Genomic DNA, 14,670 nt, shown 5'->3' with positions numbered 1-14,670 from the left:
CGGCAGCAGCATCAACGCGTCCGCGATGATGGCGTGCGGGATTTCTGTCGGCCCGACGCTGCTGTCGCACTGCGCGTCTTGCGACCTGCCGCGGGCGCTTTGCGGATCGTCTTGGCGACCTTCCGCGTCTTGGCCGGCTTGGCCGTTTTCGCGGCTGGCTTGGTCGCACCGGGCTGCACCCCACCACGTGCCGGACCCTGCTCGCGCCCGCGGCGAGATGCCGCCCGCTTCCTGGTCTGCTTGCTCAGGGCCGCTCTTTGCGCCGCTGCAAACGCATCTCGGGCCCATATCGCGAACTCGTCGGAGTCGTCGAACAGATGCGCTGGCACTTGCCAATACGAGCGCACCGTCATGGTCCGCGCGCGGGTCTCGTAGGAGAACGGCTTGGATCCGGCCTCCTCGAACCTGGCAAAGCTGGTTTCATCAGCACGGAGATAAAGGCCGCTGCGCAGCGCAAGCGCGAAGTTGATGCCGTCGGCGGAGATGCCGAAGCCGGAGAACATCCGCCGGATCGTGACCGGACCGAAACCGGCGAACAGATCGATCAGGAATTCGCGGTCCATCGCACCAGCTCTCGCCAACGCCCCAGTTGCTCGCCTGGAGTTTTCGGTCGAGAGGGTGGCGCGTGTCAATGTCCGGAACGCGACAGCTCCGGTGCCGCCCTGGCTGAAAGTGGACGATCAGACCTCGGCCGGCTTGAGCTGAACCGACTCGCCGCAGCCGCAGGCGCTGATCTGGTTCGGATTGTTGAACACGAACTGCGCCTGCATCTTGTCGGCCTGATAGTCCATCTCGGTGCCGAGCAGGAACAGCACGGCCTTGGGATCGACCAGGATCTTGACGCCCTTGTCCTCGACGACCTCGTCGGTCGGCCGGATATCATGGGCATATTCGACCGTGTAGGACTGACCGGCGCAGCCGCCATTCTTGACACCGACACGCAATCCGATGATCTCGGACTCGGCGCGATCAGTGAGCTCACGGATGCGCCTGGCCGCCGCATCGGTGAGCCGCATCACCTGCGGACGGGGCCGCGGCTTGGGCTTGGCAACAGGCGCTGTCGAATTCGTCGTGCTGGTCATGGCGTCATCCCGGCGGGGTATGTGATCCGCCCCTACTATTCAAACTTCGTGCCTGCTCGTCTCACCACATGTTCAGGACGAGCCGGGCCTCGTCGCTCATCCGGTCCGGCGTCCATTGCGGCTCCCAGACGATGCTCACATTGACCACGCCGACCCCCGGAACGCTGGCGATCGCGTTTTCCACCATGGTCGGCAACTCGCCGGCCGCCGGGCAGTTCGGCGTCGTCAGCGTCATCAGGACGTCGACGCTGCGATCGTCCTTGATGTCGACCTTGTAGATCAGGCCGAGTTCGTAGATGTCGGCCGGGATCTCCGGATCGAACACCGTCTTCAGCGCCGCGATGATCTCGGTGGAGAGCCGCTCGGTCTCCTCCGGCGGCAGCGCCGAATGGGTTTCGACAGTCTGAGTTTTGACGTCGGCCGTGTCGGTCATGCAAACAATTCCCGCGCCTTGATCAATGCCTGTGCAAGCTGATCGACCTCTTCCCTCGTATTGTACATGCCAAACGAGGCCCTGCAGGTCGCCGTGACGTTGAATCTCTCCAAAAGCGGCATCACGCAGTGCGTGCCCGCGCGCACCGCGACGCCCTGGCGATCGATCACGGTCGCGATGTCGTGCGCGTGCGCGCCCTTCATCTCGAACGAGATGACCGGGCCCTTGCCCTTGGCGGTGCCGATCAGCCGCAGCGAATTGATCTCGCGCAGCCGATCCTGGGCATAGGTGAGCAGGTCGTGCTCGTGCGCGGCGATGCGTTCCTTGCCGACCGAATTGACGTAATCGATCGCCGCGCCCAGCCCGACCGCCTCGACGATCATCGGGGTGCCGGCCTCGAATTTGTGCGGCGGATCGCCATAAGTGACCCAGTCGCGCGCGACCTCGCGGATCATCTCACCGCCGCCATTGTAGGGACGCATGGCAACGAGGTGGTCGTACTTGGCGTAGAGCACGCCGATGCCGGTCGGCCCGTACAGCTTGTGGCCGGTGAAGACATAGAAGTCGCAATCGATGTCCTGGACATCGATTGCGAGGTGCACGGCGGCCTGACTGCCGTCGACCAGCACAGGGATGCCGCGCGCATGCGCAATGCGCACGACCTCTTTCACCGGGACCAGCGTGCCGAGCATGTTCGACATCTGCGTGATCGCGACCAGCTTGGTCCTGCCCGTCAGCAGCTTCTCGAACTCGTCGATCAGGAAGTTGCCGTCATCATCGACCGGAGCCCACTTGATCACGGCGCCCTGGCGCTCGCGCAAGAAGTGCCACGGCACGATGTTGGAATGGTGCTCCATGATCGAGAGCACGATCTCGTCGCCTTCACCGATGTTCGGTCCGCCCCAGGAGGATGCGACGAGGTTGATCGCCTCGGTCGCGTTGCGGGTGAAGATGATCTCTTCACTGCGCCGCGCGTTGAGGAAGCGCGTGACACGCTCGCGGCCGCCCTCATAAGCTTCGGTCGCGGCATTGGCGAGATAATGCAGGCCGCGATGCACGTTGGCGTATTCGCTGGTGTAGGCCTGCGTCATGCGGTCGAGCACGGCGCGCGGCTTCTGCGCCGACGCCGCATTGTCGAGATAGACGAGCGGCTTGCCGTAGACCTGCAGCGCCAGCGCCGGAAAATCTTCGCGGATGCGGGCGACGTCGTAGGAGCCGTTTGAGACAGCGGGATGCGTGCTCATGCGCGCGCCTCCATCCAGTCCTGGGCGGCGGCGATGACGCGCTCGCGCAGGCCATCATCCTCGATCGCCTCGATCGCCTCACCGACGAAGGCCTGGATCAGCAGCGCCTGCGCCTGCTTCTCGGGCAGGCCGCGGGCGCGCAGATAGAACAGCAGGCTTTCGTCGAGCGCGCCGGCAGTGGCGCCGTGGCCGCAGGAGACGTCGTCGGCGAAGATCTCGAGCTCCGGCTTCGAGTCGGCCTCGGCCTCGTCGGACAGCAGCAGCGCCCGCGTCATCATCTTGCCGTCGGTCTGCTGCGCGTCGGGGCGCACGATGATCCGGCCCTGGAATACCGAGTGGGCACGATCGTCGAGCACGGCGCGGAAGTTCTCGCGGCTGGTGCAGCCGGGCACCGCGTGGTCGACAACCAGGGTCATGTCGCCATGCTGCTTGTCGCGCAGCAGGTTGACACCGTTGATGATCAGCTCGCTGCCTTCGCCCTTGAGAGTAATGAAGCCCTGCAGACGACTGACGGCGCCGCCTGTTGTCATGTTGAAGATATTGAGTTTCGACCGCGCACCGACCTCGTACTTGGCTGAAGTGATGTTAACGGCGTCCCTCGCATCGCGCATCAGGCGAATGGTGGACAGCGCAGCGTCATCACCGAGGGACACGACCACGGCGTCATTGGCCTGATAGCCTGAGGCACCATCGGCTGCGATCGCGCTTTCGATCAAAGTCGCCTGCGCGCCGTTCCCCACCGAAAGATGCGAGCGGCTGGCACGCGATGCTTGCGATGCTGTCGCGATGTGAATGATCTGCAGCGGGTTCGAGAGCTTTGCACCATCCGCCACGGAGATCAGGACACCATCGGTCGCAAGCGCACCGTTCAAGATGACCATGGCATCGTTGACGGTCGTTTCCAGCAGCCGCTCGCTGCCGGCGCTCTGCAGCGCCTCGCGCAGCGTGTGAACCTTGACACCATCCTCGGAGGCCGAAATATCCGAGAGCTCCGCCACGAACACGCCGTCGACCAGCACCAGCTTCCGAGCACCGTCGACGGCAACAGAAGCCAGCACGGCTTTGGCCCGCGCCAGCGCCGCCGCGTCCGGCGCGCCTGCCAGCGGCAGCACCTCGCGCATCAGCACACGAAGATCGGTGTACTTCCATTCCTCGATACGACGGTGCGGCAGACCGGTGCGCTCGAAAGCCGCGAAGGCTTCGCGCCGGATATCAGCCACCTTGCCGGTGCCGGGCAGACGGCCCAAAGCGGCAGAGAGCAAGCTGCTCGCCGCCGGACCGCTGTCGTTCTTGACCAAAGCTACGTTCATCACAGATCCATTCACGCAGCGATCAGGCCGCGTCTTCGAACTGGGCGTAACCGGACGCCTCGAGCTCCAGCGCGAGCTCCTTGCCGCCGCTCTTCACGACGCGGCCCTTCGACATCACGTGAACGACGTCGGGCACGATGTAGTTCAGCAGCCGCTGATAGTGGGTGATCACGATCATCGAGCGCTCCGGCGAGCGCAGCGCGTTGACGCCGTCGGCGGCGATGCGCAGCGCATCGATGTCGAGGCCGGAATCCATCTCGTCGAGGATGCACAGCGACGGCTGGAACAGCGCCATCTGCAGCACCTCGTTGCGCTTCTTCTCGCCGCCGGAAAAGCCGACATTGACGCCGCGCTTGAGCATGTCCTGCGGAATGCTGAGCGATTTCGAGATCTCGCGCACCTTCCTCAGGAAATCCGGCGTCGAATACTCCTCCTCGCCGCGCGCCTTGCGCTGCGCGTTGAGCGCGGTGCGCAGGAACGTCATGGTCGCGACGCCTGGAATCTCGACCGGATACTGGAACGCCAGGAACACGCCCTTGGCGGCGCGCTCGTCCGGCGCCATCGCCAGGAGATCCTCGCCCTTGAACAGGATCTCGCCGCCGGTGACCTCATAGCCCGGCTTGCCGGCGATGACATGGGAGAGCGTCGACTTGCCGGAGCCGTTCGGCCCCATGATGGCGTGCACCTTGCCGGCGTCGATCGAAAGCGTCAGGCCGTGGAGAATCTCGCGCTCCTCGACGCGGACCTGCAGGTTGTTGATTTCGAGTAGTGCCATGATCTGTTTCCGCTCAACGCTTGCCCTGGAGCAACCGATCGATCGGGTCCGAGGGCGGATGATGTTGATGTCAGCAAGCGCGGGCCGCACCGCGGACCCGCTCCGATGTGGTCTTAGCCGACCGATCCTTCGAGGCTGATCGAGATCAGCTTCTGCGCCTCGACCGCGAACTCCATCGGCAGCTGCTGCAGCACGTCCTTGACGAAGCCGTTGACGACGAGGCCGACCGCCTCCTCCTGCGAAAGGCCGCGCTGGACGCAGTAGAACAGCACGTCCTCGGAGATCTTGGACGTCGTCGCCTCGTGCTCGAAAGTGGCCGAGGAATTCTTGGCCTCGATATAGGGCACGGTGTGCGCGCCGCACTTGTCGCCGATCAGCAGCGAATCGCAGGCGGTGAAGTTGCGCGCGTTGGACGCCTTCCGATGCGCCGTCACCAGGCCGCGATAGGTGTTCTGCGAGCGGCCTGCGGCGATGCCCTTGGAGATGATCCGGCTGGTCGTGTTCTTGCCGAGATGGATCATCTTGGTGCCGCTATCGACCTGCTGATAGCCGTTCGAGATCGCGATCGAATAGAATTCACCACGGGAATTGTCGCCGCGCAGGATGCAGCTCGGATATTTCCAGGTGATCGCCGATCCCGTCTCGACCTGGGTCCACGAGATCTTGGAATTGTTTCCACGGCAGTCGCCACGCTTGGTGACGAAATTGTAGATGCCGCCGACACCTTCCGAATTGCCCGGATACCAGTTCTGCACCGTCGAGTACTTGATCTCGGCGTCATCGTGCGCGACCAGCTCGACCACGGCCGCGTGCAGCTGGTTCTCGTCGCGCTGCGGCGCGGTGCAGCCCTCGAGATAGGAAACGTAGGCGCCCTTGTCGGCGATGATCAGCGTGCGCTCGAACTGGCCTGTGTTGCGCTCGTTGATGCGGAAGTAGGTCGACAGCTCCATCGGGCAACGCACGCCCGGCGGCACGTAGACGAACGAGCCGTCGGAGAACACCGCCGAATTCAGCGTCGCATAGAAATTGTCCGAGGTCGGCACCACGCTACCGAGATATTTCTGCACCAGCTCGGGATGCTCGCGGATGGCTTCCGAGATCGGCATGAAGATCACGCCGGCCTTCCTCAGTTCCTCCTTGAACGTGGTCGCGACCGACACCGAATCGAACACGGCATCGACCGCGATCTTGCGCGTCTCGGGGCTGCCAGCGCCGGGCACCGGCTCGACGCCTTCGAGGATCGCAACCTCGCGCAGGGGAATGCCGAGCTTCTCATAGGTCTTCAGGATCTCAGGATCGATCTCGTCGATCGAGGAGAGCTGCTTCTTCGGCTTCGGCGCCGAGTAGTAGTAGAGATCCTGGAAATCGATCTTGGGATAGTCGACGCGCGCCCAGGTCGGCTCGGTCATGGTCAGCCAGCGGCGATAGGCCTCGAGGCGCCATTCGAGCATCCAGGCGGGCTCGTTCTTCTTGCCCGAGATGAAGCGGACGGTGTCTTCGGAAAGCCCCTTCGGAGCCTTCTCGGATTCGATGACAGTCTCGAACCCATAGCGATATTGGTCGACGTCGATCCGCCTGACGCGGTCGACCGTCTCTTGTACGGCTGGCATTCCATCCTCCGCTCGCGGTTTCAAGGACCGCGGTGGACATCTTCTGGAACTGTCTTACGACGTTTCCTCGACGAAATCACGCCCTTAGAATCGCTCAAGCACGGTTTCGTCGCCTCCTTTAAGTAGGGTCAATGACAGCTTTCGCCAAGCCTGGACGCAACGATCGACCTCCGCCTCCGTGGTGGACCAGCCCAGACTGAGGCGCACCGCTCCCTGGGCCGCTGCGGAACTGGCGCCCATCGCTTCCAGCACATGGGACGGCTGGACCTTGCCGGACGAGCACGCCGAGCCGGAAGACACCGCGATCCCTTCGAGATCGAAGCCGATCACGGCCGTCTCGGCCTTGAGCCCCGGTGCGGTGAACAGCGTCGTGTTCGGAAGCCGCGCCGCTTCGGACGAAAATACCGTTACGCCAGCGGTCTGACGAAGGCCCGCTTCCAGCCGGTCGCGCAGCGCCGTGATCCGGGTCAGGTCCACCTCGCGCGAAGCCAGGGCAGCGCCGGCCGCGGCGCCAAATCCGGCAATTCCGGCCACGTTTTCGGTTCCAGCCCGGCGACCGCGCTCCTGGCCACCACCGCGGAGAACCGGTATCGGCTCCTCCACGCCGGCGCCCAGGACCAGAGCGCCGACGCCCTTGGGTCCGCCGATCTTGTGCGCAGAGATGGTCACAAGGTCCGCGCCCATCTGCTTGATATCGAGGGGTATTTTCCCGAATGCCTGGATCGAATCGACGTGCAGCACGCCGCCCGCCTGGTGCACAATCTCGGCGACTTTCGAAACCGGTTGAAGCACCCCAGTCTCGTTGTTGGCGGCCATGACGGACACCAGCGCCGGCGGCCCGCCGGCCAGCAGGGCTTCCAGGCGGCCGAGATCGACCACGCCGGAGGAGTCGACCGGGATCGTCTGCACCGCTGATGGCGCGAACCGGCCGCCGGCCAGCACCGAGGCATGCTCGACCGCAGACACCAGCAGCCGCTCGACCGGGCCGGCCGGCGCGCGCAGGCCTGGGCTCAAGGCGAGCACATTGGCCTCGGTTCCGCCGGAGGTGAACACCACGCGGCGCGCGACGGTGCCGAGCCCCCGGGCGATCACCTCGCGGGCCTCCTCGGTCAGCCGCCGCGCCTTGCGGCCTTCGGCGTGAACCGACGAGGGATTGCCGACCAGATCCATGGCGGCGAGAATCGCCGCGCGCGCTTGCGGTCGCAGCGGGGTCGTCGCATTCCAGTCGAGATAGATCCTGTCGGCCATGGCTCGTTCTTATCAACTCGGGACACGAACGACCATCGCTCGCCCGCGCCATGATGATGCGCGACGGCCAGCGTGATATCGTCGGGCGCGAGATTGAGATAGCGGGTCCGGTGCCATGAACAAGCTTGTCGGCTCGATGCTGCGTCCGAATGATCGTACCTTCTACGCGATCATGGCCGGGCTCTCGCTCGGCATCGGCGTCGTCAACGCCCTTTCCGCCGCCCACGATGCCGTCAGGCGGGGCGCGGCCTACGATCTGGAAAAGCAGTTGCTGTGGGAAATGACGAGCATTGTCGTCATCATCCTGCTGGCGCCGCTGCCGGTCGCCACCGTTCGTTCCATCCGGCTGGGCCCGGCCGCCATGGCACGTCATATCGCGCTCGCCGTCGCCGCCGTCGTCGCCTTCTCTGCGCTTCACATGATCGGCATGGTGACGCTGCGCAAGCTGCTGATGTGGACCGCGGGCGGCGCGTACGACTTCCAGCTCTCCCTTGCCACCATCGTGTACGAGTTCCGCAAGGACGTCATGACGGCGCTGCTCATCGGTGGCACGCTCTGGCTGCACGACGGCTATCGCGCGAGCGCTGTCCGAGAGCCGACACGGCGATCCGAGCCTCCTGCCCCTGCCACGCTCTGGCTGCGCGACGGCCCGAGCCGCATCCGCATCTCGCCGGCCGACATCCTGTGGGTGGCCGCGGCCGGCAACTACGTTGAATATGCCATGGCCGACGGCAGGCGGCATCTCATCCGCGGCACCTTGTCGGCCGCCGAGGTCGAGCTCGCCCGCTTCGCGCTCGTCCGCATCCACCGCGGCCGGCTGGTCAACATGGCCCGGGTCGCCGCGCTTTCGGTCCTGCCAACGGGCGATTTCGGCCTGACCTTCGACAGCGGACAATCCGTGCAGGGCAGCCGCCGCTATCGCAGCGCCGTTGCGCAGCTGGAGCACACGGCGTCGCTGCACTGAACGGCCGGGCTGCAGACGAAAACGCCAGTATTTTCATCGAATTGCAGGCGCATTCGGATCACGTTCCGCGGCCGCTTCGCCCCGCCGCTGTGTCGGCGGCCCGGTCTGCATCCCTGCCGCAGCCGCCTTGCCGGGCGTTGAAAATCCTTGCTTTTTGCCCCGCGCTCCATGCTAGAAGGCCAACTTCCAGTCACGCCAGCGCTGCTCCGTCCAAGCGAACGGATGGCGCTCGATCACCACTTCTCCTGCGGAATTCGTCGGCGAGGCGCCAGATGAAGCTCGGACGAAGTCGGTCGACGCTCTGCCAAGGATTCTCTGATGCCTGAAGTCATCTTCAACGGTCCGGCCGGCCGCCTCGAAGGCCGTTACCATCCGGCGAAGCAGAAGAACGCGCCGATCGCGATGATCCTGCATCCGCATCCGCAGTTCCACGGCACGATGAACCATCAGATCGTGTACCAGTGCTACTACGCCTTCGCGCATCGCGGCTTCTCGGTGCTGCGCTTCAATTTCCGCGGCGTCGGCCGCAGCCAGGGCTCGTTCGACCACGGCACCGGCGAGCTGTCCGATGCGGCCTCCGCGCTCGATTGGGCGCAGACCATCAACCCCGAGGCACGCGCCTGCTGGGTCGCCGGGTTCTCGTTCGGCGCCTGGATCGGCATGCAGCTTTTGATGCGCCGCCCGGAGGTCGAGGGCTTCATCTCGATCGCGCCGCCCGCCAACCTCTACGACTTCTCGTTCCTCGCGCCCTGCCCGTCCTCCGGGCTGATCGTGCATGGCGAGCGCGACGCGGTGGTGCCGCCCAAGGACGTCAATACGCTGGTCGAGAAGCTGAAGACGCAGAAGGGCATCGTGATCGACCAGCAGGTCATCCCCGGCGCCAACCACTTCTTCGACGGCAAGCTCGAGCCACTGATGGAAACCATCACCGCCTATTTGGACATGCGCCTCGCCAATGTGAGGTGAGGTCGGCGCGTCGTTGCAAAGCCCTCGGTCTGTAGGGTGGGCAAAGGCGCGCTCCGTCAACGCGGATGGTCGCAACGCGCCGTGCCCACCATCTTCATTTGGCGGCTCGGAGACAATGGTGGGCACGCCTGCGGCTTTGCCCACCCTACGAACTACGAACTGCCGCCACATTCTCCGCCGTCATCGTCCGCAGGCGGGTGATCCAGTGCGCCGCGGCTTCTCAGTTCGTCACCGGCGTCTCGGAATACTTGATCGTCCGCCTGCGCGGACGATGACGCTGTGAGTGGAGCCGGCACCTTCCATGACAACGTCGTGCCTCTCTACGCCGCCTGCTTCAACAAATACGCATCGTGCCGCGCGAGGAACGCGCGCAGCAGCTGCGGATAGTCGGCGCTGACCGCCGTCCTCACGCTCGGCCGCTGCGCGAGTTGATCGCGCCACGCCCGAACCTTCGGCGTGGACGCAAAGATGCCGAGATCACCGTACGCATCGAACACATCGAAGTAGCGGAAGATCGGCGCGAACACGGCGTCGACCAGGCTGAAACGCGCGCCGGCAAAATACGGCCCCTCGCCCAGCGCATCCTCGACGCGAGCAAACTTCGCCGTCAACGCCTCGCGCTTGGCCGCGAACAATGCGGCATCCTGCGTCGTCTCCAGGCCCCAGAGATCGCCGAGGATCGCAGAGCCGAACTCCATCCAGGCCCGATGCTGCGCGCGGACCAGCGCGTCCTCGGGATGCAGCCTCACAGCCGGCTGCGTGTCCTCGATGTACTCGCAGATCACGTTGCTCTCGAACAGCGCGACTTCGCCCTGGCCTAAGGGTACCACCAGCACCAGCACCGGCACCTTGCCGAGCGGCGAGATCTTCAGGAACCAGTCGGGCTTGTTGGCGAGATCGATGTCGATCCGCTCGAATGCGACGCCCTTCTCGGTGAGCGCAATGACGGCGCGTTGCACATAGGGGCAGAGCTTGTGGCTGATCAGCTTCAGGACAGGCGCCATGACATCCTCGACAGTTTGATGCAGATGCATCAAACTAGATGCACGCGCATTGAACTGTCAAGGTTCATGCAATTGCATGAATCAAGGGCGCGCAATCACCCCGCCGGTCATCGGAAACGGCACGCCGGTGGTGGTGGGATAGCTCAGCGGCAGGCCCTTCATGCCGCGGACGGCCAGGAAGCCGAACGCCTGGGCCTCGATGGCGTCCGCCGACCAGCCCAGCGCATCGGCCGATTCGACGCTCGCCGGCGCGACACGCTCGCGCAGCATCCGCATCATGGTATGGTTGCGGGCGCCGCCGCCGCAGACGATCCAGCTCGCCGGCGGCTTCGGCAGCAGCGGGATGATGCGGGCAATCGCTGCGGCCGTGAACGCCGTCAGGGTCGCGGCCCCGTCCGCCGGCTTCACATCGCCCAGCTTCAGCGCGGAAAAATCGTTGCGGTCGAGAGATTTCGGCGGCGGCAGCGCGAAAAAGGGCATTTCCAGCGCGCTGGTGATCCAGGCCTCGTCCGGGTTGCCCTGCTCCGCCACGCGGCCATCCTGATCGAATGCCTGTCCCGTGGTCCGGTGCATGAAGTCGTCGAGCAGCGCATTACCGGGACCGGTGTCGCAGGCGATCAGCACGTCGTCGCCGTCGATATAGGTGATGTTGGAGACGCCGCCGATATTGACGACGGCGATCGGCCCCGCGCGCGACAGCGATTGCGCCAGGGCGCGGTGATAGACCGGCACGAACGGCGCGCCCTGCCCGCCGAAATCGACGTCGGCAGCGCGGAAATCGTGCATCACCGGGATATGGACGGACTTGGCGAGCGCGGCCGCGTCGCCGATCTGCACGGTCAGGCGGCGTTCGGGGCGGTGCAGCACGGTCTGGCCATGAAAGCCGATGATATCGATGTCCTCGGGCTTGAGCCGGTGCTGCGCCAGGAACGCGGCGACCGCCTCGGCATGCGCCACCGTCACGACGCGCTCGGCGTCGCGCACCCGTCCGGGGCGCGCATCGCGCCGCTCGATCTGCACCGCATCGGCGAGCGCCTCGCGCAGCAGGCTGCGCTCCGCGGCGCTATAGGCCCGGTAGCCCGAGGGACCGAGGCTCTTGATCTGCCGCCCATCGGTCTCGATCAGGGCCACGTCCACCCCGTCGAGCGAGGTGCCACTCATGAGGCCAAGTGCGGTCAGAATCATTGCAGTCGAACCTAAAAACCCTGCCCTGCTTGCCAAGTACGGCCGATTTGAGGTCCCGCCCAGGCCGTGCACATGCTTGTACAAGCCCGGCGCATCTTATAATGCCACAACGCCCGTATCCGTGGCATGTGCCTCCCGCACGTCCCCGCGACAAGCGGTCAATACCGTAAACAAATGCTCAGAGTCGCCGACAATGACTGGCTTCAAGTCTGATTTCCTGAACGTGCTGCAGAGCCGCGGGTTCATTCATCAGTGTTCGGATTTCGAGGGGCTGGATGCCCTCGCCGCCAAGGGCCAGGCGACCGCCTATGTCGGCTACGACTGCACCGCACGCTCGCTGCACATCGGCAACTTCCTGACCATGATGATGCTGTACTGGCTGCAGCAGACCGGGAACAAGCCGATCACCCTGATGGGCGGCGGTACGACGATGGTCGGCGATCCCTCCGGCAAGGACGAGACCCGCGCGATGCGCACGGTCGAGGAGATCGAGGCCAACAAGGCGTCGATCCGCGGCGTGTTTGCCAAGGTGCTGCGCTACGGCGATGGCGCCACCGACGCCATCATGCTCGACAATGCCGAATGGCTGACGCAGCTGAAATGGATCGAGATGCTGCGCGACATCGGCCGGCACTTCTCGGTCAACCGCATGCTGACCATGGACTCGGTCAAGCTGCGGCTCGAGCGCGAGCAGGAGATGAGCTTCATCGAGTTCAACTACATGGTCTGCCAGGCCTACGACTTCGTCGAGCTGGCGCGGCGCACCGGCTGCCGGCTGCAGATGGGCGGCTCCGATCAGTGGGGCAACATCGTCAACGGCGTCGAGCTCGGCCGCCGCATGGGCACCGAGCAGCTGTTCGCGCTGACCACGCCGCTCTTGACCACCGCGTCCGGCGCCAAGATGGGCAAGACCGCGCAGGGCGCGATCTGGCTCAATGCCGACCAGTGCAGCCCGTATGATTTCTGGCAGTACTGGCGCAACACCGAGGACGCCGACGTCGTCAAGTTCCTCAAGCTGTTCACCACGCTGCCGCTGTCCGAAATCGAGAAGCTCGCTGCACTGCAGGGCGCCGAGATCAACGAGGCCAAGAAGGCACTGGCCGATGCGGCCACCACCTTGCTGCATGGCGAAGAGGCGGCGCGCACCGCTGCCGAGACCGCCCGCCGCACCTTCGAGGAAGGCGCCATCGCCGAGAACCTGCCGACGGTCGAGGTGCCGCAGGCCGAGCTCGACGCTGGCCTTGGCGTGCTCAACGCCTTCGTCAAGGCCGGGCTCGTCGGCTCCAACGGCGAGGCGCGGCGGCAGATCAAGGGCGGCGGCCTGCGCGTCAACGACGTTGCGGTGACCGACGAGAAGATGGCGCTGACGCCGGCGGCGCTGACCAGCGAGGGCGTGATCAAGCTGTCGCTGGGCAAGAAGCGCCACGTGCTGGTCAAGCCTGCATAGCCGCATTCGTTTTTGCCTGCTTGTCAGGGAAGGCCGAAAGGCGCTCCCTGACGGCATGACGATCAGCGCGCCGCGAGAGCCTGCGCAAGCCGAGGAAACCCCGACAACTCCACCACGAGTGCGCATGGCGTTCGTGGTGCTGGGTCTCTGCTTTGCGCTGTCGGTGATCGGCCGCGGGCTGGGAGAAAGCTTCACCGTCTTTCTCAAGCCGATCTCCGACAGCTTCGGCTGGGATCGTTCCGAGGTCGTCTCGATCTATTCGCTGACGGCGCTCGCCGGCGGCCTCGCCGCTCCGCTGATCGGGCGGCTGTTCGACCACTCCGGACCACGCGCCGTCTATGCGCTCGGCCTCCTGCTGCTTGGTTCAGCCTTCACGGCCGCCGCGCACGCGCAGGCGCTGTGGCAGTTCCAGATCAGCATCGGCCTGTGCGTCGGCATCGGCATCGCGCTGATCGGCAACGTCCCCAACTCGATCCTGCTGGGCCGCTGGTTCGGCAAGAAGCTGCCGACCGCGATGGCGGTGATCTATTCCGCCACCGGCGCCGGCGTGCTGATCCTGCTGCCGGGCTCGCAACTCCTGATCGACGCGATCGGGTGGCGCAGCACATATCAGGCGTTCGGCGCCGCCGCCTTCATTCTGCTGGTGCCGCTGGCGCTGCTGCCCTGGCGGCTGTTTGCCGCCGGCGCGCCCCACATCACCAGGCCCGTCGCCGACGAGCTCGCCGACGATGCCTGGACCTTGTCGCGGGCGCTACGTCATCACGCCTTCTGGGCGTTGTTCTCGACCTTCTTCTTCACCGCCGTTGGCATGTATGCGATCGCGCCGCAGGTCGTCGCCTATCTGATCGACGCCGGCTTCGCGCCGCTGCAGGCCGCCACCGCCTGGGGCTTCTCGGGCGTGGTGCTGCTGTTCGGCATGCTCGGCGTCTCGGCCCTCGATGGGTTGATCGGCCGGCGGCCGTCGGTGCTGTTCTCCTACGCCGTATCGATCGCAGGAATCCTGATGCTGTGGGCGTTGCAATTCTCGCCGAACATCTTCCTGCTCACCGGCTTCGTCGTCTGCTTCGGCAGCATGATCGGCTCGCGCGGGCCACTCCTGTCGGCCACCGCGATGAAGATCTTCCGCGGCAAGCGGCTCGGCACCATCTACGGCACCATCACGATCGGCAGCGGGCTCGGATCCGCGCTGGGATCGTGGAGCGGCGGCGTCATCCACGATCTCACCCACGGCTACGATGCCGTCATTCTGCTCGCGCTTGTGAGCGTCGTCATCGGGATGATCCCGTTCCTCGTGGTTCCTGCCCTCCGCACGTAGTTGCGGTCGGGCCATCCGCGCACGATGTGCTGGGACGCGCCTGATTGCCGCGTCAGTCCACATAGTGGACTCGGCTCGACAGAGCCG

At 65.1% G+C, this 14,670-nt stretch carries 14 protein-coding genes; 4 read left to right on the top strand and 10 right to left on the bottom strand.

Annotated features, from left to right (window positions below):
• Positions 1-11 precede the first annotated feature (11 nt).
• From QX124_RS24755 to QX124_RS24720, 8 genes are all read right to left on the bottom strand, one after another.
• Positions 12-563 (bottom strand): TfoX/Sxy family protein, encoded by a 552-nt coding sequence (locus QX124_RS24755; protein WP_315737810.1) that lies wholly within the window; start codon positions 561-563, stop codon positions 12-14.
• Between the two features lie 117 nt (positions 564-680).
• Positions 681-1,082 carry an iron-sulfur cluster assembly accessory protein gene (locus tag QX124_RS24750; RefSeq protein WP_315737809.1) on the bottom strand — a complete coding sequence of 134 codons (402 nt, stop codon included), beginning with the start codon at positions 1,080-1,082 and terminating at the stop codon, positions 681-683.
• Between the two features lie 61 nt (positions 1,083-1,143).
• On the bottom strand, positions 1,144-1,515 hold the full coding sequence (locus tag QX124_RS24745; protein WP_315737808.1) for an SUF system Fe-S cluster assembly protein: 372 nt from the start codon (positions 1,513-1,515) through the stop codon (positions 1,144-1,146).
• Complete coding sequence (locus QX124_RS24740) at positions 1,512-2,759, bottom strand: cysteine desulfurase (protein ID WP_315798544.1); 1,248 nt, start codon at positions 2,757-2,759, stop codon at positions 1,512-1,514. The genes QX124_RS24745 and QX124_RS24740 overlap by 4 nt, the downstream gene beginning before the upstream one ends.
• Entirely contained in the window at positions 2,756-4,069 is a 1,314-nt protein-coding gene (sufD, locus tag QX124_RS24735; protein ID WP_315798543.1) for a Fe-S cluster assembly protein SufD, read from the bottom strand. The genes QX124_RS24740 and sufD overlap by 4 nt, the downstream gene beginning before the upstream one ends.
• A 22-nt stretch (positions 4,070-4,091) precedes the next feature.
• A complete protein-coding gene (gene sufC / locus QX124_RS24730) occupies positions 4,092-4,844 on the bottom strand; it encodes a Fe-S cluster assembly ATPase SufC (RefSeq protein WP_315712154.1) in 753 nt (250 codons plus the stop codon).
• Positions 4,845-4,957: 113 nt separating this feature from the next.
• Positions 4,958-6,454 carry a Fe-S cluster assembly protein SufB gene (gene sufB / locus QX124_RS24725; RefSeq protein ID WP_315798542.1) on the bottom strand — a complete coding sequence of 499 codons (1,497 nt, stop codon included), beginning with the start codon at positions 6,452-6,454 and terminating at the stop codon, positions 4,958-4,960.
• Positions 6,455-6,538: 84 nt separating this feature from the next.
• Positions 6,539-7,702, bottom strand: a complete 1,164-nt coding sequence (locus tag QX124_RS24720; protein WP_315798541.1) for a cysteine desulfurase family protein — start codon at positions 7,700-7,702, stop codon at positions 6,539-6,541.
• Between the two features lie 172 nt (positions 7,703-7,874).
• Here QX124_RS24720 and QX124_RS24715 point away from each other — a divergent pair, with 172 nt between their 5' ends.
• The gene (locus tag QX124_RS24715) at positions 7,875-8,666 is read left to right on the top strand and encodes a LytTR family DNA-binding domain-containing protein (protein WP_315798540.1); all 792 of its coding nucleotides are present in this window, start codon (positions 7,875-7,877) and stop codon (positions 8,664-8,666) included.
• A 318-nt stretch (positions 8,667-8,984) separates the two neighbouring features.
• On the top strand, positions 8,985-9,632 hold the full coding sequence (locus tag QX124_RS24710) for an alpha/beta hydrolase (protein WP_008971476.1): 648 nt from the start codon (positions 8,985-8,987) through the stop codon (positions 9,630-9,632).
• A 320-nt stretch (positions 9,633-9,952) separates the two neighbouring features.
• On the opposite strand, the gene QX124_RS24705 is transcribed toward QX124_RS24710, so the two are convergent.
• Both QX124_RS24705 and QX124_RS24700 read right to left on the bottom strand, forming a co-directional pair.
• The gene (locus tag QX124_RS24705) at positions 9,953-10,636 is read right to left on the bottom strand and encodes a glutathione S-transferase family protein (RefSeq protein WP_315774655.1); all 684 of its coding nucleotides are present in this window, start codon (positions 10,634-10,636) and stop codon (positions 9,953-9,955) included.
• An 81-nt stretch (positions 10,637-10,717) separates the two neighbouring features.
• Complete coding sequence (locus QX124_RS24700; protein ID WP_315798539.1) at positions 10,718-11,821, bottom strand: anhydro-N-acetylmuramic acid kinase; 1,104 nt, start codon at positions 11,819-11,821, stop codon at positions 10,718-10,720.
• A 193-nt stretch (positions 11,822-12,014) separates the two neighbouring features.
• On the opposite strand from QX124_RS24700, the gene tyrS reads away from it, so the two are divergent.
• Both tyrS and QX124_RS24690 read left to right on the top strand, forming a co-directional pair.
• Positions 12,015-13,268: a tyrosine--tRNA ligase gene (gene tyrS / locus QX124_RS24695; RefSeq protein ID WP_315737800.1), complete on the top strand. Its 1,254-nt coding sequence runs from the start codon at positions 12,015-12,017 to the stop codon at positions 13,266-13,268.
• Between the two features lie 55 nt (positions 13,269-13,323).
• On the top strand, positions 13,324-14,583 hold the full coding sequence (locus QX124_RS24690) for an MFS transporter (protein WP_315798538.1): 1,260 nt from the start codon (positions 13,324-13,326) through the stop codon (positions 14,581-14,583).
• Positions 14,584-14,670 lie beyond the last annotated feature (87 nt).

Source organism: Bradyrhizobium sp. SZCCHNRI3043 (genome assembly GCF_032377735.1).
GTDB lineage: Bacteria > Pseudomonadota > Alphaproteobacteria > Rhizobiales > Xanthobacteraceae > Bradyrhizobium.
This window is presented reverse-complemented; position numbering and strand designations above follow the sequence as displayed.